The following is a 17,528-nucleotide window of genomic DNA, read 5'->3' on the forward strand; positions in this document are numbered from 1 at the left end:
CGCCCACTTCCTCACTGATCGCGTTTCGCCAGCGCCGCCGCCCGGCGCGCAGCCGTTGCTTTGGTATCGGCAGCCGTGACAACGCCGTCCTTGTCATCATCCTGCTCGGCAAAGGCGCGCGCGCCGGAGGCGTCATATTCCGCCTGCTGCATCTTGCCATCCTTGTTCGTGTCGAGCACGCCGAACCGCACATGCGTCTGGCGGATCTGGCGCTGCCGTTCCTCGACCTTTTTGTCCTCGCTCTGGTCCGACGCGGCAAGCTGGGCTTCAAGCCGCGCCTGATATTCGCGGACATATTCGTCTTCGGACACCCAGCCGTCGCCATTGGCGTCGGTCGCCTTGAAGCGGGCGACCCGCGCCGTGTCAAACTCGGACCGGCTGACGCTGCCGTCATGGTCACCGTCATAATCGTGGATGAAGGCACTGCCCTCATGCGGGGCCGCAAACGCAGAGCAGGTCGCCAGCACGGCGGCGGCGGTCAGGATCAGCGGATATTTCATGTCAATCTCCAGGGGAAGGATCAGGCCGCGTCGAATGCAAGCGTATAGGTGTAACTGCGGAAAGGCGTTTCCGCCCCCGCTGGGGCGATACCACGATGGCGCACCAGAATGAGATAAGTGCCCGCATCCTCCGGCTTCAGGGTGAAACGCCCCGCCGCGTCGCTCTTTACCTGTGCCGTGACTTTACGCCCGTCATAATAGCCTGCGTTGCGGAACAGCGTCACTTCCGCCCCGGCGAGCGGTTTGCCGTCGAACAGCAGGACGAAGGCTGCGTCGGTCCCGGCGGCGATCGCGTTGGGATGGGTCACAGGCTGGATCTCCAGAGCCTTGCCTGTGGGTTTCAGCGCGCCCTGCGTAGCCTGACCGCGCGTCACATAGGCTTCGGCCAAGGTGGCGCTTTGCACCTCGACTTCCTGCGCGCCGGGTTTGGGATCGGCGCCTTCGCCGCGCATGACCCACTTGTCGCCATCCTTGAACATCTTGCCCTTGCGGCCGAACCGCTGGCCGGTGGTGACGCGATAGGTGCCGTCCGCCTTCACATCCGCTTCAAAGATCGAGAGGTCGCGCAGATAGGTGACGGCGCCCACCGGGCTATCCTTCCCATCCGGGCCGACAAGGTGAAAGGGCGCGTCGCGCATCGCCACTTCGGGCTGGAACGCATCCTCGCCAAAGGCTGATTCGACCGTGATGTGATCGCCTTTCCCCACATCGAAAAGGGTGGGGAGCACATAGGGCATATGCGCGTGGGTGGTGGTCGACCCTGCAAAGGCGATGGCAAGAAAAGCGGCGGCCGAACGGCCCCGGAGTAGGCGCATGATGTGATCCTCTGTTTTCGTTGCGCTGCCGAATATAGCTATTGAGAATCACTTGCAATGATATTTTTATGCGCTAGGTGCTGCGGCATCGGGGGCGATGGGTCGCCCGTTCATTGGGGCAAAGAGATATGAAGACGACCAAGAGCCTGCTGTTCCTGGGCACCGCTCTGCTGGCGATTCCCGCCGCGGCGGTCGCGCAGGAGCAGGTTGGCGCACAGGAGCAGGCGGGCGATACTGGCGCCGGGGGCACCACGCAGCTTTCGCTCGACCGGCTGGTCATTTCGACCGGGGTGGAGAAGGTCGCGATCGACACGCCGCAGGCCGTCACGGTTCTTGATCAGGAAGACATTGACCAGACACAGGCGACGACGATCGGCGATCTGCTGGAGGCTATGCCGGGCGTTAACGTACAGGGTGGCGTCGGCCAGTTGGGGCAGGGGTTCAACATTCGCGGCATGGGCACCGCGATCGGCGATTCCGACAACCGCATCCTGATGACCGTCGATGGCGTCACCAAATTCTACGAACAATATCGGATGGGCGCCCTGTTCAGTGAACCTGAACTCTACAAGCGGGTGGAAGTGCTGCGCGGCCCCGCGTCTTCGACCCTGTACGGCGCGGGCGCGCTGGCGGGGGTCATCAATTTCACGACCAAGGATGCGTCCGACTTCCTGAAGGATGGCGATCCGCTGGCCGTTCGCCTGAAGGCCGCGACCGAAACCAATGCGGAGGCGCATACGCTTTCGGGCATCGTCGCCGCGCAGCCGACCGAAGGCGTGGAACTGCTGGGCAGTTATAACTACCGCCGCAGTGACGATTATCGCAGCGGCAATGGCGATATAGTGCCCGCCTCGGCGACTCTTTCGGATAGCTGGCTGGTCAAGGGCCGGGTATCGATCGGCGGGAACAAGAAGCACGCGATCTGGGCGTCCTATCAGGACTGGATCAGCGACGCGCCGCAGGTTTATGACCAGATTTCGGCTGCTACCGGCAGTTCGCTGATGCGCCGCCGCGTCCACGACAAGACTGCCGTGCTGGGCTATGTCAACGACTTCAATGGCAGCAAGCTGCTGAATGTCGAGGCGCAGGTCGCCTATTCGCTGTCGAAGGTCCATCAGACCGAAACGACCTTTCTGGGCGCGAACCTGGAATATTCCGATTTCTCCTATGAAAGCTGGCAGGGGAAGATCCAGAACACCAGCGAGTTCGACCTGGGCGGCGACTGGAACAGCTTCCTGATCGTCGGCGCGCAATGGAGCGAGCAGAAGCGCCGCAATCCACGCGTCGCTTTTGACGGGACGGTGACGCCGGGCGCGGGCACGCATCCCGAAGGCGACATGTCCCGCTATGGCCTGTTCGGGCAGTTGGAAATCAGTTGGTCCGACAAGCTGATGATCATTCCCGGCGTGCGGGTGGACTGGACGGACCTGAAGCCCGGCGCGACCGTCGTTGGTGGCACGGTGCTGACCAATAATGTGAAGGATAGCGGCGTATCGCCCAAGCTCGCCGCCATCTATTCGCTGACCGACTGGTTCGGCGTCTTTGGATCGGTGGCGCGCACTGTGCGGATGCCCAATATCGACGAAACCTTCACGCGCAGCGCCACGCGTCCGGCCAATCCCAATCTGCGCCCCGAAAAATCGCAGAATATCGAAGGGGGCTTCACTTTGTCCTTCGACGGCCTGGCGGCTAGGACCGACAAGCTGCGGTTGAAGACCACTCTCTTCCGCAATGACGTCAAGGATCTGATCATCAACGCGGCGGGGGCCGTCGGCACACCCTATTTCACCAATGTCGGCCGTTCGCGTTTCAAGGGCGTGGAGGTCGAGGCGGAATATGGCGTCGGCGGGTTCTTCGCGCGCGGCAATGCCTCCTTCATCGACGGCAAGGACCGGGCGACGGGCAATTATCTCAATACCATCCCGGCGAACGATTATCGCCTGACGCTGGGCTATGCCGACGCGGACACCGGCCTGTCGGGTGGCTGGACCGGCGAATTTGCCGAGCGGCAGGACAAGGTCACGACCGGTCCCTTCTCCTCCGCCGGATCTGGTATCGCTACGACGGGCTATAGTGTCCAAAACATATTCCTCTCGTTCAAACCGCGTAGCGGCCCGGCGGAGGGGTTCGAGTTCCGGATCGCAGCAGACAATATCTTCGACAGGCAATATCGCCGCCATCTGTCCTCGCTCGCGGCGGAAGGGCAGACGTTCAAGTTCACCGTGGCGAACACTTTCTGACGCCATGGCTGGGGGACGGCATTCTTTCCGCATCGGCCTTCCGGCGGTGGCTTCGCTGCTGGTGAATGCGCTGTTGATCGCAGCGCTGCTGAACCTTGGCATGGGGCGCAAGGTGGAAAGGGCGGACGAGCCATCGCTGACGGTGATGTCGCTGGCGGTGCTCAAGGGCGCGGAGGAGGGCGCCGAGGAAGCGAAGGCGGCGGTGCAACAGCCGCCTGCGCCACCCGCGCAAGCAGCGCAGGATGCGCCCCCGGCTCCGACTGTTCCCGTGCGTGTACCTGTGCCGGTCGCGCTGCCCTTTACTGCGCCCCGGTTGCAGGCGACGGCGCCCGTCCAGCAGGCGGCAACGGCAAATATTCCCTCTGCCGCCGTGGCGGTATCCGCACCGCCCGCGCCACCCGTGCGGCGGGGAACGGCAGATGGGCTGGACGTGAACGCTCCTGCTGGCACCAGCCATAGCTATGCCGCACGAGTACGGTCGTGGTTGTACGCTCATAAACTCTATCCCCGCCGCGCGCGTATGCGGCGCGAGGAAGGTGTGGTGCGGGTGCGTTTCGTGATCGACCGTGCCGGACTTTTGCTGGAAGGCAATGTCATCGCAAGTTCCGGGCGGACGTCGCTGGATGAAGAGGCCGCCGCGATGATGCAGCGCGCCTCGCCTTTCCCCAAGGCGCCCCGCGACATCGGCGGTGAGCGCATTGAATTCACCGCACCGATTGAGTTCATCCTGCCGGTCTGACGTCTCCTCGAACAGTTGGGCAATTGGCATACTGAATTTTTTGCTCTAGGCGACGTTGCAGGCTGGCTTCGTACCAGTCCGTATTGATCGCGCTGGTGCCCCGATGGGGCTTGAATGGGAATGCGGTGCGGGGGCGACCCCAAATCCGCAGCTGTCCCTGCAACTGTAAGCGGTGAGTGCGATGCACAAGGCTCCTTTCGAGGGGGCCAGCCACTGGACTTCATGTTCGGGAAGGCCGTGCATCCTGCTTTGACCCGCGAGCCAGGAGACCTGCCAGCGCACCGGTCGCTCTTGCCTTGGTCCAGGGGATGGTCACGGCTCGGTACTCCGCGTGAGCGACGATCCTTTGCGGCTGGGGCTGCATCGGTGCGTAATGACGGGCGCTTTTGTCTTGCGCCCGCCCGTCTCGCGCATCGACCGACATGGTGTCGGCAAGCCCCGGTTTTCGTTGCTCGGCGTGGGGTGGAGTGGACAATGCGCGTCGCGTCGAAGCGCTTCATGACCCGTGAGCCAGGCGCGGCGCTCGTCCGTCAGGATCGCCGCGCGTGAGCGGTTATGCCGTCAGCGGATGGTGCCCGACCGCCTGGCGTCCTATGATGGCGGGCGACGGCCTGCTGGTGCGCGTCAGGCCGCGATTGGCGCGGATGACGGGCGAACAGGTGGTGGGCCTGTGCGAAGTGGCTGCGCGTTTTGGCAATGGCCTGATCGATGTCACCAACCGTGCCAACCTGCAAATCCGGGGCTTGCGCGACAGCGCCATGTCCGCCTTGCTGGACAGGCTCGTCGACCTTGATCTGGTGGGTGCCGATCCCATGATGGAGGCGCGGCGCACTATCCTGATCGCACCGGACTGGCGGCGGGGTGATGACAGCGCGCAGGTCGCCAACGGATTGATGGCACGGCTGGCTGCCCTGCCCGAATTGCCTGCGAAGGTCGGGTTTGCCGTCGATGCTGGCACGGCCCCGATATTGGGTGCTGATCCGGCGGATTTTCGGATCGAACGGGGCGAGAGCAGAGGCCTGATCCTGCGCGCAGATGGGCGGGAGTTAGGCGTGCCGGTCGCGGTGAACGAGGCTGCGGACGCAATGGTTGCGCTGGCGCACTGGTTCGTGGAAACCGGCGGCGCGGAGGCGGGCAGGATGTCCCGTCACGCCATACCCTTGCCCGCATGGGCGCAGGGGCATGTTCGTCCGGCGCCCACCCGCCCGGCGATACTGCCGGGGTGTCATGCACTGGGCTGCGTCTATGGCGTTCCCTTTGGCAGCATGGAGGCATCCGCCCTTGCGGCGCTAATGACGGATAGCGGGGCAGAGGCTGCGCGTGTCACGCCATGGCGCACCCTGTTGCTGGAAGGCGCATCGTCGGTCGATGCCCAGGGCTTCGTGACGGACGCCGCCGATCCAGCCCTGCGTGTCGACGCTTGTCCCGGCGCGCCAGCCTGTCCGCAGGCGACGGTGGAAACCCGCGCCCTGGCCATGCGCCTTGCCCCGCATATCGCGGGCCGTCTGCATATGTCGGGCTGCGCGAAGGGCTGCGCCCGTGTCGGTCCTGCCAATGTCACCCTCACCGGATGCGATGGCCTGTTCGATCTGGCGTTCGACGCCCGTGCCGGTGATCCGCCTATCCGGGCAAGCCTGCGAACGGACCAACTGCTTGCCCATTTCGGAGCCGATTGATGCCGCATATCTACGAAACCGATGGCGCGGCAATCTACCGCCAATCCTTTGCGACGATCCGGGCGGAGGCCGATCTGGCGCGCTTCACCGCGGATGAAGAGCGGATAGCGGTCCGCATGATCCACGCCGCCGGGCTGGTGGGCCTCGCCGCCCATATCCGCTTCTCGCCGGACTTCGCGACGGCGGCGGGGGCGGCCATGGCGAATGGCGCGCCGATCCTGTGCGATGCGCGGATGGTGAGCGAGGGGATCACGCGCGCCCGGCTGTCTGCCGACAATGCCATCATCTGCACGCTGCACGATCCCGACGTGCCCGAACGGGCGCGGGCGATGGCTAACACACGGTCGGCGGCGGCGCTGGAACATTGGCGTCCGCATCTCGCTGGAGCGGTGGTGGCAATCGGCAATGCGCCCACGGCCCTGTTCCATCTGCTCAATATGCTGGAAGACCCGGCCTGTCCCCGCCCGGTGGCGATCATTGGCTGCCCCGTCGGCTTTGTCGGCGCGATGGAGTCCAAGGCTGCCTTGTGGGAGGTGCAGCCCGTACCCTGCTGCATCGTGGAGGGCCGCATGGGCGGCAGCGCGATCACCGTGGCCGCAATCAACGCTCTGGCGAGTCCCGTCGAATGAAGATCGGCACTATCCATGGAGTCGGGCTGGGACCGGGCGCGCAGGACCTGATGAGTGTCCGGGCCGACCGGCTGGTACGCGGCGCCCGCCATGTCGCCTATTTCCGCAAGGCGGGCAGGCCGGGGCAGGCGCGCCGTATCGTCGAGGGCATGTTGCGTGGCGACGTCATCGAAATTCCGATGGAATATCCGGTGACCACGGAAATCCCGCGGTCCGACCCGCGCTATAATGAAAGCCTGTCGTCCTTCTACACTGGCTGTACCCGGCATCTGGCGACGCTGACGCAGGCGGGGGAGGATGTCGTGGTCCTGTGTGAAGGCGACCCGTTTTTCTACGGATCGTTCATGCATCTTTACACCCGGCTGTCCGGTCTGACGCCGGTGACGGTCGTGCCGGGTATCACCGGCATGTCGGGGGCATGGACGGCCTGCGGTTCGCCGATGACCTGGGGCGATGATGTGCTCACCGTCCTGATGGCGACCCTGCCCGAAGAGGACCTCACCCGCCGCATCCGCGATACCGATGCGCTGGTGGTTATGAAAATCGGCCGAAACCTCGCCAAATTGCGCCGGGCGGTGGAGGCTGCGGGGCGTGAAGCGGAGGCCTATCTGGTGGAATATGCGGCGATGGTGGATCAGCGCGTGACCCGGCTGTGCGAGGCGGATGTCGTCACGCCTTATTTCTCGATCCTGCTGATTCATGGCAAGGGCCGCCGCCCATGACTGGCTGGATAGCCATTGCCGGGCTGGGTCCGGGGGACGAGGCGCTGATCACGCCCGAGGTCACGGCAGCGCTGGCACAGGCGACCGATATCGTCGGCTATACGCCCTATGTCGCGCGGGTGGCGCCGCGCGAGGGCCTGACGCTTCATGCGTCGGACAATCGGGTCGAGCTGGAACGCGCGGCGCACGCTCTTGCCATGGCGGCGGCGGGGCAGCGGGTGATCGTTGTGTCGTCGGGCGATCCGGGCGTGTTCGCCATGGCGGCGGCAGTGTTCGAGGCGCTGGAACAAGGCCCCACAGAATGGCGCGATCTGGATATTCGTGTCCTGCCGGGGATCACGGCGATGCTGGCGGCCAGCGCGCGGGCGGGCGCGCCGCTGGGCCATGATTTCTGCGCCATCAATCTGTCCGATAATCTGAAGCCCTGGGGGCTGATCGAACGCCGCCTGCGCCTGGCGGCGGAGGCCGATTTCGCGATGGCCTTCTACAACCCCCGATCGAAGGCACGGCCAAAGGGATTTGGCCGGGTGCTGGACATATTGCGTGAAGCCTGCGGCGGCGAGCGGCTGATTCTCTTCGCCCGTGCGGTCTGCACGCCGCAGGAGGCGTTGCATATCGTGCCCCTGCGCGATGCCACGCCGGATATGGCCGACATGCGGACGATGGTCATCGTCGGCTCCAGCCAGACCCGGCTGATCGACCGGTCGGGCACGCCGATCCTTTACACGCCACGGCGCCATGATCCAGCCAGCCCATAACCGCATCCACGCTATACGCCTCACGACGGGGGGCAAGCGCCGGACGGTCGATCATAATGACCGGCAGGTCCAGCCGACGCGCCGCAATCAGCTTCGCCTCCGCGCCTGTCCCGCCCGCATTTTTGCAGACGATCAGGTCGATCCGATGGTCCTGCATCAGCCGCATGTCATCCTCGATGGAGAAGGGACCGCGGTTCACGATGATGTGGTGATCAGGCAAGGTGGGCGGGCTTTCGGGCGCATCCACGAAGCGCAGAAGATAATGATGCTGGGGCTGCGGCGCAAAGGCGTTCACATGCATCCGGCCAAGGGCGAGCATCACCCGCTGCGCCGGACCCGCCAGCGCCGCGATGGCGGCATCGACATTGGCGACATGCCGCCAGCGGTCGCCCGCGACCGGCACCCATGCGGGACGGGTGAGCGCGATATGCGCGATCCCGGTACGCGCCGCCGCGGCCACGGCATGGGCGCTCATCGCCGCGGCGAAGGGGTGGGTCGCATCAACCAGGTGGGTGATATGATGATCGCGCAGATAGCATATCAGCCCCTCGACCCCGCCAAAGCCGCCGACGCGGATCGACACAGGCTGCGCCTTGGGGCGTCCCACCCGCCCCGCATAGCTCAACGTCGCGGCGATCCCTCGATCGGCCAGCGCCCTCGCCAGTGCGCTTGCCTCCATCGTCCCGCCCAGAATCAGGATAGTGGTAATGTCGCAAACTCCTGAAGGGGCATGGCTGACGATCGTCGGCATGGGTGAGGATGGTCCCGCTGGACTGTCCGCTGCAAGCCGTGAAGCGCTGGCACAGGCCGATATCGTCACCGGCCCGACGCGTCACCTTGCATTGGTTCCTGACCTTAAATGCCCACGCCTGACATGGCCAGTCCCGTTTGAAGACGGGATTGCCGCGCTGCTCGCCCACAGGGGCAGGCGGGTCGTCATGCTGGTGTCGGGCGACCCTTTCTGGTTCGGGGCGGGGAGCGTCGTGACACGGCATCTCGACCGAGCGGAATGGATCGCGCATCCCGTGCCATCGACCTTCACCCTTGCCGCCGCTCGCTTAGGTTGGCAGATAGACGATACAGCTTGCCTCGGCCTGCACGCCGCGCCCTTCACCCGGTTGCGGTCGCATCTGGTGTCGGGCCGACACGCGCTCATATTGGTGCGCGACGGCGATGCTGTAGGCAGCCTTGCCCGCTATCTGTGCGATCAGGGATTTGGCGCGTCCTCTGTCGCGGTGCTGGAGGCTTTGGGCGGCCCGCGTGAACATATTCGCCATGCTACCGCCGCGACGCTGGCGTTCGATGACATCGCGCACCCGGTCGCGGTCGGCATCGGCTTTGCCGGAGATGGGGCCGTTCTGCCCGCCTCGTCCGGCCTGCCCGACGACTGGTTCGCGCATGACGGCCAGATCAGCAAGCGCCCCATCCGCGCGCTCACCCTGTCGGCCCTCGCCCCGCGCCCCGGTGAGACGCTGTGGGACATCGGCACGGGGTCGGGTTCGATCGCCATCGAATGGCTGCTGACGCATCCCGCCATGAAAGCGATCGGATTCGAGGCGAATCCCGACCGCGCAACCCGCGCCCACAGCAATGCGCAGGCGCTGGGCGTCGACCGGCTCCGCGTGATCGAGGGACGAGCGCCCGACATATTGATCGACGAGCCTCTCCCGAACGCCGTGTTCATTGGCGGGGGCCTCAGTGCCTCGCTGCTGGGAGCGCTTTGGAATCTTTTGCCGCGCGGCACGCGGCTGGTGGCCAATGCGGTGACGCTGGAGTCCGAGGCGCTGCTGGCGCAATGGCATGGGGAGAAGGGCGGCACGCTCCTGCGGATCGAGCTGGCGCAGGCAGCTCCGCTGGGCAGCCGGCGCGGCTGGCAGGCCAGTTATCCCGTCGTGCAATGGAGCGTGACGCTATGATCGTGGCGGGCTTTGGCTTTCGCAAGGGCGCCGATATGCTGGCGTTGCGTGACGTATTGGCGCTGGCGCAGCGGGATTATCCAACCGTCACGGCCCTTGCCGTGCCTCATGACAAGGCGCACCAGCTTGCGGGTCTGGCGGAGGCCATGGGCCTGCCCCTGATCGCCATCGACCCGCAATTGCTGGAAGCCGCGCGCACCATTACCCAATCGCCCGCCAGCCTGGCCGCCCGAGGCACCGGCAGCGTCGCGGAAGCCGTCGCCCTTGCTGCGGCCGGACCCGGCGCTAGCCTGCTTGCCCCCCGCCATATCTCACCCGATCGCATGGCCACTTGCGCCATCGCCCAAGGAGCCTAGCCATGACCGTGCATTTCATAGGGGCCGGTCCCGGCGCGCCCGACCTGCTGACGCTGCGGGGGCGTGACCTGATTGCGGCCAGTCCCGTCTGCCTCTATGCCGGGTCGCTGGTGCCGACGGCTATACTCGACCATTGCCCGCCGGGCGCGCAGATCGTGAACACCGCGTCGATGGCGCTGGACGACATCATCGCCGCCATTAAGGCCGCTCATGCCGCCGGGCAGGACGTCGCCCGCCTCCACTCGGGCGATCTGTCGGTCTGGTCCGCCATGGGCGAGCAACTGCGGCGATTGCGCGCGTTCGACATCCCGTTCACCGTGACGCCCGGCGTGCCTGCTTTCGCTGCGGCTGCGGCGGCGCTGGAGACGGAACTGACCCTGCCCACCATCGCGCAGTCGGTCATCCTGACCCGCACCCCCGGCCGCGCCAGCGCGATGCCCACGGACGAAAGCCTCACGCGGTTCGCCGCGACGGGCGCGACGCTGGCCATTCACCTGTCCATCCACAACCTGCCCAAAGTGGTGCGCGATCTGGTGCCGGACTATGGCGACGATTGCCCGGTCGCGGTCGTCTGGCGGGCAAGCTGGCCCGACCAGCGGATCGTCCGCGCAACGCTTGGCACGATCGAAGCGGCGGTGGCGGGCAGCATGGAACGCACTGCGCTCATCCTCATCGGCCGCGTGCTGGATAGCGATAGTGCCGCCGAAAGCAGCCTCTATGCCGCCGGTTATGATCGCCGCTTCCGGCCGCAGTCCGCCGATTCCCGATTCTCCGGGCATAAGGAATGAAGCCCACGCCCGGCCTCCTGATATCCGCGCCCACATCGGGCGCGGGCAAGACGACGGTGACGCTGGGCCTGCTTCGCGCATTGGTGGAGGAGGGGCTGGCGGTCCAGCCCTATAAGAGCGGCCCGGACTATATCGATCCCGCCTTTCATCGTGTCGCCTGTGGCCGGGCGTCGTTCAACCTGGATAGCTGGGCGATGGATGGCACGTTGCTGGATGCGATCGCCGCAGAAGGACAGGGCGCCGACATCATCGTGGCCGAGGGGGTGATGGGCCTGTTCGACGGTGCGATGGGAAGGGGCGTCAGCGGCAACGGAGCAAGCATCGACATCGCCCGGCGCATGGGCTGGCCGGTGGTGCTGGTGGTCGATGTTTCAGGTCAGGCCCAGTCGGCGGCGGCCATCGCGCTTGGCTTTCGGTACCTTGGCGCGGATGTGCCCTTTGCGGGTGTGATCCTCAACCGGGTCGCCAGCCCCCGGCACGAACGGCTGGTGCGCAGCGGCATGGAGGCGGCGGGGATAAGGGTGCTGGGCGCGCTGCCCCGGCGTTCTGACCTCACGCTGCCAGAGCGGCATCTGGGGCTGGTGCAGGCGGGCGAGCATGATCGGCTGGATGCCCTGATGGCGGATTATGCGGCCTTGATACGCGCGCATGTCGACCTGTCCGCGATCCGGCAAGCGGCGGCCGCGAAGCCCCGATCCATGAGCCAGCCTCTCGCCCTGCCCCCACCGGCGCAGCATATCGCGCTGGCGCAGGATACCGCTTTCTCCTTCACCTATCCTCACCTGCTGACGGCATGGCGGCGAATGGGGGCGCAGATCATGCCCTTTTCCCCCCTTGCCGACGAAGCGCCCGCGCATGACGCTGATCTCGTCTGGTTGCCGGGCGGCTATCCTGAGCTTCATGCCGGACGCCTTGCCGCTGCCTATCGCTTCCGCGCGGGCTTGTGCCATCATGCGAAGACGCGGCCCGTTTATGGCGAATGCGGGGGCTATATGGTGCTGGGCGAGGGGTTGATCGACAAGGATGGCACGCAGCATCGCATGGCCGGGCTGCTGGGCCTGGTCACCAGCCATGCCGACCGGCGATTGCACCTTGGCTATCGCCAGGCTCGATTGCTCGCACCTGTCGCTGGCTTTACGGCGGGCGCAAGTCTGCACGGACATGAATTTCATTATTCGACGATCGTGGAGCAACCCGATCCACCGCTGGCCGATGTCACCAACGCCGATGGCGAGTTGCTGGCGGAAACAGGATCGTATCGCGGCCATGTCGCCGGAACCTATTTTCACCTGATCGCGCCGGACGCCGTATGATAGACATTCATTTGATTGGCATCGGCACGGGTAATCCCGACCATCTGATCCTGGCCGCGATCAAGGCGATGAACGCTGCCGACCTGATCCTGTTGCCGCGCAAGGGGGAGGGGAAATCCGATCTGATCGACCTGCGGCGCTCCATCTGCAACGCGGTGCTGACCGGATCGACCCGCGTCGTGGAGTTCGACCTGCCGGTGCGTTCCGCAACGCCTCCCTATATCGAGGCGGTCAATAGCTGGCACGACGCGATCGCCGCGACATGGGCGGAGCAGATCGCCACGCATCTGCCATCTGGAGGGACATTGGCGCTGCTGGTGTGGGGCGACCCCTCACTCTACGACAGCACGCTGCGGATAGCCGAGCGGTTGAGCGTGAACGGCATGGCGCTGCGGATGCATGTGGTGCCCGGTATTACCAGCATACAGGCGCTGACGGCTGCCCATGCGATCCCGCTGAACATGCTGGGCGCGCCGGTGCTGATCACCACGGGGCGGCGATTGCGGGAACAGGGGTGGCCCGATGCCGCCGAAACCATCGTCATCATGCTTGATGGCACATGCGCGTTTCAGACATTGCCGCCGGACGGGGTTTCGATCTGGTGGGGGGCGTATCTGGGGATGCCGCACGAAACGCTCATCAGCGGGGTGTTGGCCGATGTCGGTGCGCGCATTATCGAAGCCCGCGCCACGCTCAGGGCGCAGCATGGCTGGATCATGGATGTCTATCTGATGCGAAAATCCGATACTCGCCAAGCGATAGGCTCGACCCAAACGGGCCGAGCCTTATGCCTTAACGAATGGGCGAATCCGGGCTGAGGCGCATGTCGAGATAATTGTCGACAGACTTCATCAACTGCTCCAGCTCATGTTCGAAAAAGTGGTTGGCGCCACGGATTTCGTCATGATGGATGGTAATGCCCTTCTGCGTGCGCAGCTTGTCCACCAGCTTCTGGACGGCGCTGGCAGTCACGACTTCATCCGCCGTCCCCTGGACGATGATGCCCGAGGAAGGGCAGGGCGCCAGGAACGAGAAATCATACATGTTGGCGGGCGGCGCGACCGAGATGAAACCCCGCACTTCGGGGCGACGCATCAACAACTGCATGCCGATCCACGCACCGAAGGAGAAGCCCGCGATCCAGGTGGTCTGCGCTTCGGGATGGAAGCTCTGCACCCAGTCGAGCGCGGCGGCGGCGTCGCTGAGTTCACCGATGCCGTTGTCGAACGTGCCCTGGCTGCGGCCCACGCCCCGGAAGTTAAAGCGCAACACGGCGAAACCGCGCTTTACGAAGGTCTTGTAAAGCGCCTGGGTGATGCGGTCGTTCATCGTGCCGCCGCCCTGTGGGTGCGGATGCAGGATCATGGCGACTGGCGCGCGCGGGCGGGGCGGGGGGCTGAAGCGACCTTCAAGGCGGCCTTCGGGTCCGGTGAAAATGACGTCGGGCATGGCACCTGCGTTGTTCTGGCCGCGCGGGGCGGCGCAATATGCTGGGACGCGCGCAATCCTGACTGGCTGCGCGCGAATGGAGGCCTATATAGGAGCCAGCACGATTTTCGCAATCATTTGAGTGATCCCCCATACGTGGCAAGCCCAGACCGACTTTATCTCGACCATGCCGCGACAACGCCGCTGCTCGCGCAAGCAAAAGCGGCGATGATCGCTGGGATGGAAAGCTGGGCAAACCCCTCTTCCCCCCATAGCGATGGGCGGGGTGCCCGCGCGGCGGTGGAACAGGCGCGCGCACGAATTTGCGCGGCGTTAGGATGGGACAGTCATCTGATCTTCAGCTCCGGCGCAAGCGAAGCGATCGCGCTGGCGCTGGGGCGGGCGAAGGTCGGTCCGGTGGTGACTTCGGCCGTCGAACATGACGCCGTGTTGCGCGTGACGCCGGGCATGGCGCGTTTGCCCGTCGATGCTGAGGGGCGCGTGCTGGCGGACAATGCCATCGGTCTGGTCGCGATCCAGCATGTGAACAATGAGACTGGCGTGATCCAGCCACTGGATCGCGTTGGGGGCGAGGGCACCGTGATCTTCGCCGATTGCGCGCAGAGCGCGGGCAAGCTGCCGCTGCCGGACGCCGCCATGATCGCCATCAGCGCGCATAAATTCGGCGGACCGCCGGGCATCGGCGCGCTGCTGATCCGCGACCTCGCCCTGATCGAGCCGACGGGCGGGCAGGAGCAGGGCTATCGCGCGGGGACGGAGAATTTGCCCGCCATCCTTGGCATGGCGGCGGCGCTGGAGGCGCGCACGGATTGGCTACCGACCGCGCAAGGACTGCGCGATCGACTCGACGCGACGGTGGAAGCGGGCGGCGGTCAGATAGTGGCGCGCGATGCGCCGCGTTTGCCTACTATCGCCAGCTATCGGATGCCGGGCGTGTCGGCGCGGGCGCAGCTTATCCAGTTCGATCTGGCGGGCATATCGGTGTCGGCGGGGAGCGCCTGTTCGTCCGGGTCGCTCAAGACCAGCCATGTGCTGGGGGCGATGGGTTGGGACGATGCGGCGGCGGGAGAGGTTGTGCGGGTGAGTTTCGGTCCCTCCACCAGCGAGGCCGATGTCGATCGCTTCATTACGGCCTGGAGCGTCATGGCGACGCGGGCAGCCCGATGATCTATCTCGATTATCAGGCGACCACGCCGCTTGCCCCCGAAGCCTATGAGGCGATGGTGCCGTTGCTCCGCGACCAGTTCGCCAATCCGCACAGCGCCCATCGGCCCGGCCGCGCGGCGGCGGCGGCGGTGGAGGTTGCGCGAGACCGGGTGATGGCGGCGACGGGCATGGAGGGCGGACGGCTGGTCTTCACCTCCGGCGCGACGGAGGCGCTCAACATCGCTATCGTCGGGGCGGCACGGGCAGGTAAAGCGCAGGGACGCACCAAGATCGTCACCATCGCCACCGAACATGCCGCCGTGCGCGACACGATGTTGGCACTGGCGGAGGAAGGTTTTGAGGCGGTGCTGCTGCCGGTCGATGGCGAGGGACTCGTGGACCTCGACGCGGCGCGGGCGACGATCGACGGACGGACCGCACTGGTCGCGGCGATGCTGGTCAACAATGAGACTGGCGTGATCCAGCCTGTCGCGGCTCTCGCTGACATGGCGCGGGCGCAGGGCGCGCTGTTCCTGTGTGACGGGGTGCAGGGCTTTGGCCGCATCGGCCTGCCGCGCGCGGCGGACATGATCGCGCTAAGCGCCCACAAGGTCCATGGTCCCAAGGGGATTGGTGCATTATGGCTGCGTGATGGCCTGACGCTGCCGCCGCTGATTCATGGCGGCGGGCAGGAAGGCGGCTTGCGATCCGGCACGCTCTCGCCCGCTTTATGCGCCGGTTTCGGCGTGGCCGCCCGGTTGCTTGTGTCGCGCCATGCGGAGGACGCGGCGCATATCGAGCGGCTCTGGACGCTTGCGCGTGCGCTGTTTGCGGACTGGATCATCAACGGTAGCGTCGCAGTGCGTTATCATGGTAATCTCAACCTGCGGCGCGACGGGCTGGATGGCGCGCGACTGTTGTCAGAATGTCGCGGAATCGCCTTTTCCTTGGGGTCTGCTTGCGCCAGCGGCTCCGGTCGGCCAAGCCATGTCTTGCAAGCGATGGCATTGTCGGACAGACAGGCGCGAGGATCGGTGCGGATCGGCTTTGGCCGGTACACGACGCCGACCGAGTTGGAGGATGCTGCAAGAACGATCAACGAAGCGGCGGCAGGGCAAAGTCCGTCGTCATAGGGAACGTCGCACCAGTCATGATCCGGGTCACTTTCATCAGCGCAGATGGCCAGACGCGTCAGCAGGTCGATGCACCGGCCGGGGCCGTCCTGCTGGACGTGGCGCAGGCCGCCGGCCAGCCGCTGGAGGGCACATGCGAGGGGCAGATGGCCTGCTCTACCTGCCACGTGATCGTGGACGCCGATGATTTCGCCAAACTCACCCGCGCCAGCGAGGATGAGGAGGATATGCTTGACCTCGCCGCTGCCGCGACGCGCACCAGCCGTCTGGCCTGTCAGATCACGCTGGATGAGGCGCTTGAGGACATCACCGTGCGGATGCCGGGCGAATTCTATAATATGCAGGGCATGTAGGACGAACTGCCTGCGCCACCAGTGGACAGCGTATCGCGGCTGCGCCAGAGAGTTTATCCATGAAAATAGCTGTCCTTCTCCCTCTCACTCTGCTTGCCAGCAGCGCCGCGCTCGCACAGGACGCGCCTGCCGTTCGCCAATCGCTGATGCCGCCCGCGCCACGCTATGTCGTGTCCGAATCGGCGATGAAGGCGATTCGCAATCCCAAGGAGATTGAGGATTCGACCGGCGGCAGGCTGGGCGTGGCGCTGGTGGACAAGGAAGGGAAGCTGCTGCTCGGCTTCAACCGGGATGAGCGGTTCGCCCTATGCTCGACCTTCAAGGCGCCGCTGGGCGCGGCGATCCTTGCAGGCGCGGAGGGCGGTAAATTCGGGCTGGAAGGACAGATTTCCTTCAGCAAGGACGATCTGCTCGACCATGCGCCGGTGGTGAAGAAGAATTTGAAGCGTGGCCGGATGACGATGAGCGAATTGGCCGCCGCCGCTATCGAGGTTAGTGACAACAGTGCGGCCAACCTGCTGCTGCCGATGATCGGCGGGCCGGAGGGGCTGACGCGCTTCCTGCGGGCGCATGGAGACGAAGTGACCCGGCTCGACCGCAACGAGCCAACGCTGAACGAGAATGTAGAGGGCGACCCGCGCGATACGACCAGCCCGGCGGCGATGGCGAGCGTCATGGCGACGCTTATCTTTCGCGACCTGAAGCCCGAAAGCGCGCAGATGCTCCGGGGCTGGCTCAACGCCAGCAGCACGGGCGACAAGCGGATCAAGGCGGGCCTGCCCGAAGGCTGGACCTCCGGCAGCAAGACCGGAAGCTGCGGCACCGCCTATAATGACGTTGCGCTGGTAAAATCGCCCAAGGGGGAGGAATATCTGCTGGCCATCTATCTCGACCGGCCAACGGTCGATCAGGCGGCGGCTGAGGCAGCGATTGCAGAGGCGGCCAGCGCCGCGCTCTCCTTCCTCAACAAGGCGGAACGTAGTGGTCTTTAATCG

The 17,528-nt window shown here is 65.3% G+C and carries 19 protein-coding genes and 1 riboswitch; of the genes, 15 read left to right on the plus strand and 4 right to left on the minus strand.

The features are described from left to right. Window positions 1-11 precede the first annotated feature (11 nt). Window positions 12-500 carry an EF-hand domain-containing protein gene (locus WFR25_RS09930; RefSeq protein WP_336970583.1) on the minus strand — a complete coding sequence of 163 codons (489 nt, stop codon included), beginning with the start codon at window positions 498-500 and terminating at the stop codon, window positions 12-14. 20 nt (window positions 501-520) lie between these two features. Next, on the minus strand, window positions 521-1,315 hold the full coding sequence (locus WFR25_RS09935) for a DUF4198 domain-containing protein (protein WP_336970585.1): 795 nt from the start codon (window positions 1,313-1,315) through the stop codon (window positions 521-523). A 128-nt stretch (window positions 1,316-1,443) separates the two neighbouring features. Here WFR25_RS09935 and WFR25_RS09940 point away from each other — a divergent pair, with 128 nt between their 5' ends. The 6 genes from WFR25_RS09940 to cobJ all read left to right on the plus strand — a co-directional run bounded on the left by WFR25_RS09940 (window position 1,444) and on the right by cobJ (window position 8,079). Next, window positions 1,444-3,555: a TonB-dependent receptor domain-containing protein gene (locus WFR25_RS09940; RefSeq protein WP_336970586.1), complete on the plus strand. Its 2,112-nt coding sequence runs from the start codon at window positions 1,444-1,446 to the stop codon at window positions 3,553-3,555. Between the two features lie 4 nt (window positions 3,556-3,559). Beyond that, window positions 3,560-4,294, plus strand: a complete 735-nt coding sequence (locus tag WFR25_RS09945) for an energy transducer TonB (protein ID WP_336970588.1) — start codon at window positions 3,560-3,562, stop codon at window positions 4,292-4,294. A gap of 76 nt (window positions 4,295-4,370) precedes the next feature. Then, a riboswitch (cobalamin riboswitch) is annotated at window positions 4,371-4,586 on the plus strand. A gap of 253 nt (window positions 4,587-4,839) precedes the next feature. Continuing rightward, window positions 4,840-5,970, plus strand: a complete 1,131-nt coding sequence (locus tag WFR25_RS09950) for a cobalamin biosynthesis protein CobG (RefSeq protein ID WP_336970590.1) — start codon at window positions 4,840-4,842, stop codon at window positions 5,968-5,970. Next, window positions 5,970-6,599: a precorrin-8X methylmutase gene (locus WFR25_RS09955; protein WP_336970592.1), complete on the plus strand. Its 630-nt coding sequence runs from the start codon at window positions 5,970-5,972 to the stop codon at window positions 6,597-6,599. The genes WFR25_RS09950 and WFR25_RS09955 overlap by 1 nt, the downstream gene beginning before the upstream one ends. Next, a complete protein-coding gene (gene cobI, locus WFR25_RS09960) occupies window positions 6,596-7,321 on the plus strand; it encodes a precorrin-2 C(20)-methyltransferase (RefSeq protein ID WP_336970594.1) in 726 nt (241 codons plus the stop codon). The genes WFR25_RS09955 and cobI overlap by 4 nt, the downstream gene beginning before the upstream one ends. After that, complete coding sequence (gene cobJ, locus WFR25_RS09965) at window positions 7,318-8,079, plus strand: precorrin-3B C(17)-methyltransferase (RefSeq protein WP_336970596.1); 762 nt, start codon at window positions 7,318-7,320, stop codon at window positions 8,077-8,079. Before cobI ends, cobJ begins: the two co-directional genes overlap by 4 nt. Here cobJ and WFR25_RS09970 read toward each other — a convergent pair. Continuing rightward, complete coding sequence (locus tag WFR25_RS09970; RefSeq protein ID WP_419723156.1) at window positions 7,988-8,830, minus strand: cobalt-precorrin-6A reductase; 843 nt, start codon at window positions 8,828-8,830, stop codon at window positions 7,988-7,990. The genes cobJ and WFR25_RS09970 overlap by 92 nt on opposite strands. Here WFR25_RS09970 and cbiE point away from each other — a divergent pair. From cbiE to cobF, 5 genes are read left to right on the plus strand one after another with little or no spacing between them, the layout of a single operon-like run. Continuing rightward, a complete protein-coding gene (cbiE, locus tag WFR25_RS09975) occupies window positions 8,787-9,995 on the plus strand; it encodes a precorrin-6y C5,15-methyltransferase (decarboxylating) subunit CbiE (protein WP_336970598.1) in 1,209 nt (402 codons plus the stop codon). The genes WFR25_RS09970 and cbiE overlap by 44 nt on opposite strands. Beyond that, window positions 9,992-10,351, plus strand: coding sequence for a cobalamin biosynthesis protein (locus tag WFR25_RS09980; RefSeq protein ID WP_336970600.1), 360 nt, complete (start codon window positions 9,992-9,994; stop codon window positions 10,349-10,351). Before cbiE ends, WFR25_RS09980 begins: the two co-directional genes overlap by 4 nt. Before the next feature lie 2 nt (window positions 10,352-10,353). Continuing rightward, window positions 10,354-11,139: a precorrin-4 C(11)-methyltransferase gene (gene cobM, locus WFR25_RS09985; protein WP_336970602.1), complete on the plus strand. Its 786-nt coding sequence runs from the start codon at window positions 10,354-10,356 to the stop codon at window positions 11,137-11,139. Next, window positions 11,136-12,452: a cobyrinic acid a,c-diamide synthase CobB gene (locus WFR25_RS09990; RefSeq protein WP_336970603.1), complete on the plus strand. Its 1,317-nt coding sequence runs from the start codon at window positions 11,136-11,138 to the stop codon at window positions 12,450-12,452. The genes cobM and WFR25_RS09990 overlap by 4 nt, the downstream gene beginning before the upstream one ends. Next, window positions 12,449-13,270 carry a precorrin-6A synthase (deacetylating) gene (gene cobF, locus WFR25_RS09995; RefSeq protein WP_336970605.1) on the plus strand — a complete coding sequence of 274 codons (822 nt, stop codon included), beginning with the start codon at window positions 12,449-12,451 and terminating at the stop codon, window positions 13,268-13,270. The genes WFR25_RS09990 and cobF overlap by 4 nt, the downstream gene beginning before the upstream one ends. Here the strand turns inward: cobF and WFR25_RS10000 are convergent. After that, window positions 13,245-13,901, minus strand: a complete 657-nt coding sequence (locus tag WFR25_RS10000) for an alpha/beta hydrolase (protein ID WP_336970607.1) — start codon at window positions 13,899-13,901, stop codon at window positions 13,245-13,247. The two genes, cobF and WFR25_RS10000, sit on opposite strands and share 26 nt — an antisense overlap. Before the next feature lie 135 nt (window positions 13,902-14,036). Here WFR25_RS10000 and WFR25_RS10005 point away from each other — a divergent pair, with 135 nt between their 5' ends. From WFR25_RS10005 to blaSGM, 4 genes are read left to right on the plus strand one after another with little or no spacing between them, the layout of a single operon-like run. Further along, the gene (locus WFR25_RS10005; protein ID WP_336970608.1) at window positions 14,037-15,068 is read left to right on the plus strand and encodes a cysteine desulfurase family protein; all 1,032 of its coding nucleotides are present in this window, start codon (window positions 14,037-14,039) and stop codon (window positions 15,066-15,068) included. Beyond that, on the plus strand, window positions 15,065-16,180 hold the full coding sequence (locus WFR25_RS10010; protein ID WP_336970609.1) for a cysteine desulfurase family protein: 1,116 nt from the start codon (window positions 15,065-15,067) through the stop codon (window positions 16,178-16,180). The genes WFR25_RS10005 and WFR25_RS10010 overlap by 4 nt, the downstream gene beginning before the upstream one ends. A 17-nt stretch (window positions 16,181-16,197) precedes the next feature. Continuing rightward, the gene (locus WFR25_RS10015) at window positions 16,198-16,533 is read left to right on the plus strand and encodes a 2Fe-2S iron-sulfur cluster-binding protein (protein ID WP_336970611.1); all 336 of its coding nucleotides are present in this window, start codon (window positions 16,198-16,200) and stop codon (window positions 16,531-16,533) included. Window positions 16,534-16,592: 59 nt separating this feature from the next. Next, on the plus strand, window positions 16,593-17,525 hold the full coding sequence (gene blaSGM / locus WFR25_RS10020; RefSeq protein WP_336970613.1) for an SGM family class A beta-lactamase: 933 nt from the start codon (window positions 16,593-16,595) through the stop codon (window positions 17,523-17,525). Window positions 17,526-17,528 lie beyond the last annotated feature (3 nt).

The organism is Sphingobium aromaticiconvertens (assembly GCF_037154075.1).
GTDB classification, from domain to species: Bacteria; Pseudomonadota; Alphaproteobacteria; order Sphingomonadales; family Sphingomonadaceae; genus Sphingobium; species Sphingobium aromaticiconvertens.

Excerpts from the sequence above, each read along its gene's own strand:
- WFR25_RS09935 (WP_336970585.1), bottom strand. The coding sequence starts at position 1,315 with ATGCGCCTACTCCGGGGCCGTTCGGCCGCCGCTTTTCTTGCCATCGCC.
- cobM (WP_336970602.1), top strand. The coding sequence starts at position 10,354 with ATGACCGTGCATTTCATAGGGGCCGGTCCCGGCGCGCCCGACCTGCTG.
- cbiE (WP_336970598.1), top strand. The coding sequence starts at position 8,787 with ATGTCGCAAACTCCTGAAGGGGCATGGCTGACGATCGTCGGCATGGGT.
- WFR25_RS09970 (WP_419723156.1), bottom strand. The coding sequence starts at position 8,830 with ATGCCGACGATCGTCAGCCATGCCCCTTCAGGAGTTTGCGACATTACC.
- WFR25_RS09955 (WP_336970592.1), top strand. The coding sequence starts at position 5,970 with ATGCCGCATATCTACGAAACCGATGGCGCGGCAATCTACCGCCAATCC.
- WFR25_RS10000 (WP_336970607.1), bottom strand. The coding sequence starts at position 13,901 with ATGCCCGACGTCATTTTCACCGGACCCGAAGGCCGCCTTGAAGGTCGC.
- WFR25_RS09940 (WP_336970586.1), top strand. The coding sequence starts at position 1,444 with ATGAAGACGACCAAGAGCCTGCTGTTCCTGGGCACCGCTCTGCTGGCG.
- cobF (WP_336970605.1), top strand. The coding sequence starts at position 12,449 with ATGATAGACATTCATTTGATTGGCATCGGCACGGGTAATCCCGACCAT.
- WFR25_RS09990 (WP_336970603.1), top strand. The coding sequence starts at position 11,136 with ATGAAGCCCACGCCCGGCCTCCTGATATCCGCGCCCACATCGGGCGCG.
- WFR25_RS10010 (WP_336970609.1), top strand. The coding sequence starts at position 15,065 with ATGATCTATCTCGATTATCAGGCGACCACGCCGCTTGCCCCCGAAGCC.
- cobJ (WP_336970596.1), top strand. The coding sequence starts at position 7,318 with ATGACTGGCTGGATAGCCATTGCCGGGCTGGGTCCGGGGGACGAGGCG.
- WFR25_RS09980 (WP_336970600.1), top strand. The coding sequence starts at position 9,992 with ATGATCGTGGCGGGCTTTGGCTTTCGCAAGGGCGCCGATATGCTGGCG.
- WFR25_RS09945 (WP_336970588.1), top strand. The coding sequence starts at position 3,560 with ATGGCTGGGGGACGGCATTCTTTCCGCATCGGCCTTCCGGCGGTGGCT.
- WFR25_RS09930 (WP_336970583.1), bottom strand. The coding sequence starts at position 500 with ATGAAATATCCGCTGATCCTGACCGCCGCCGCCGTGCTGGCGACCTGC.
- WFR25_RS10015 (WP_336970611.1), top strand. The coding sequence starts at position 16,198 with ATGATCCGGGTCACTTTCATCAGCGCAGATGGCCAGACGCGTCAGCAG.
- cobI (WP_336970594.1), top strand. The coding sequence starts at position 6,596 with ATGAAGATCGGCACTATCCATGGAGTCGGGCTGGGACCGGGCGCGCAG.
- blaSGM (WP_336970613.1), top strand. The coding sequence starts at position 16,593 with ATGAAAATAGCTGTCCTTCTCCCTCTCACTCTGCTTGCCAGCAGCGCC.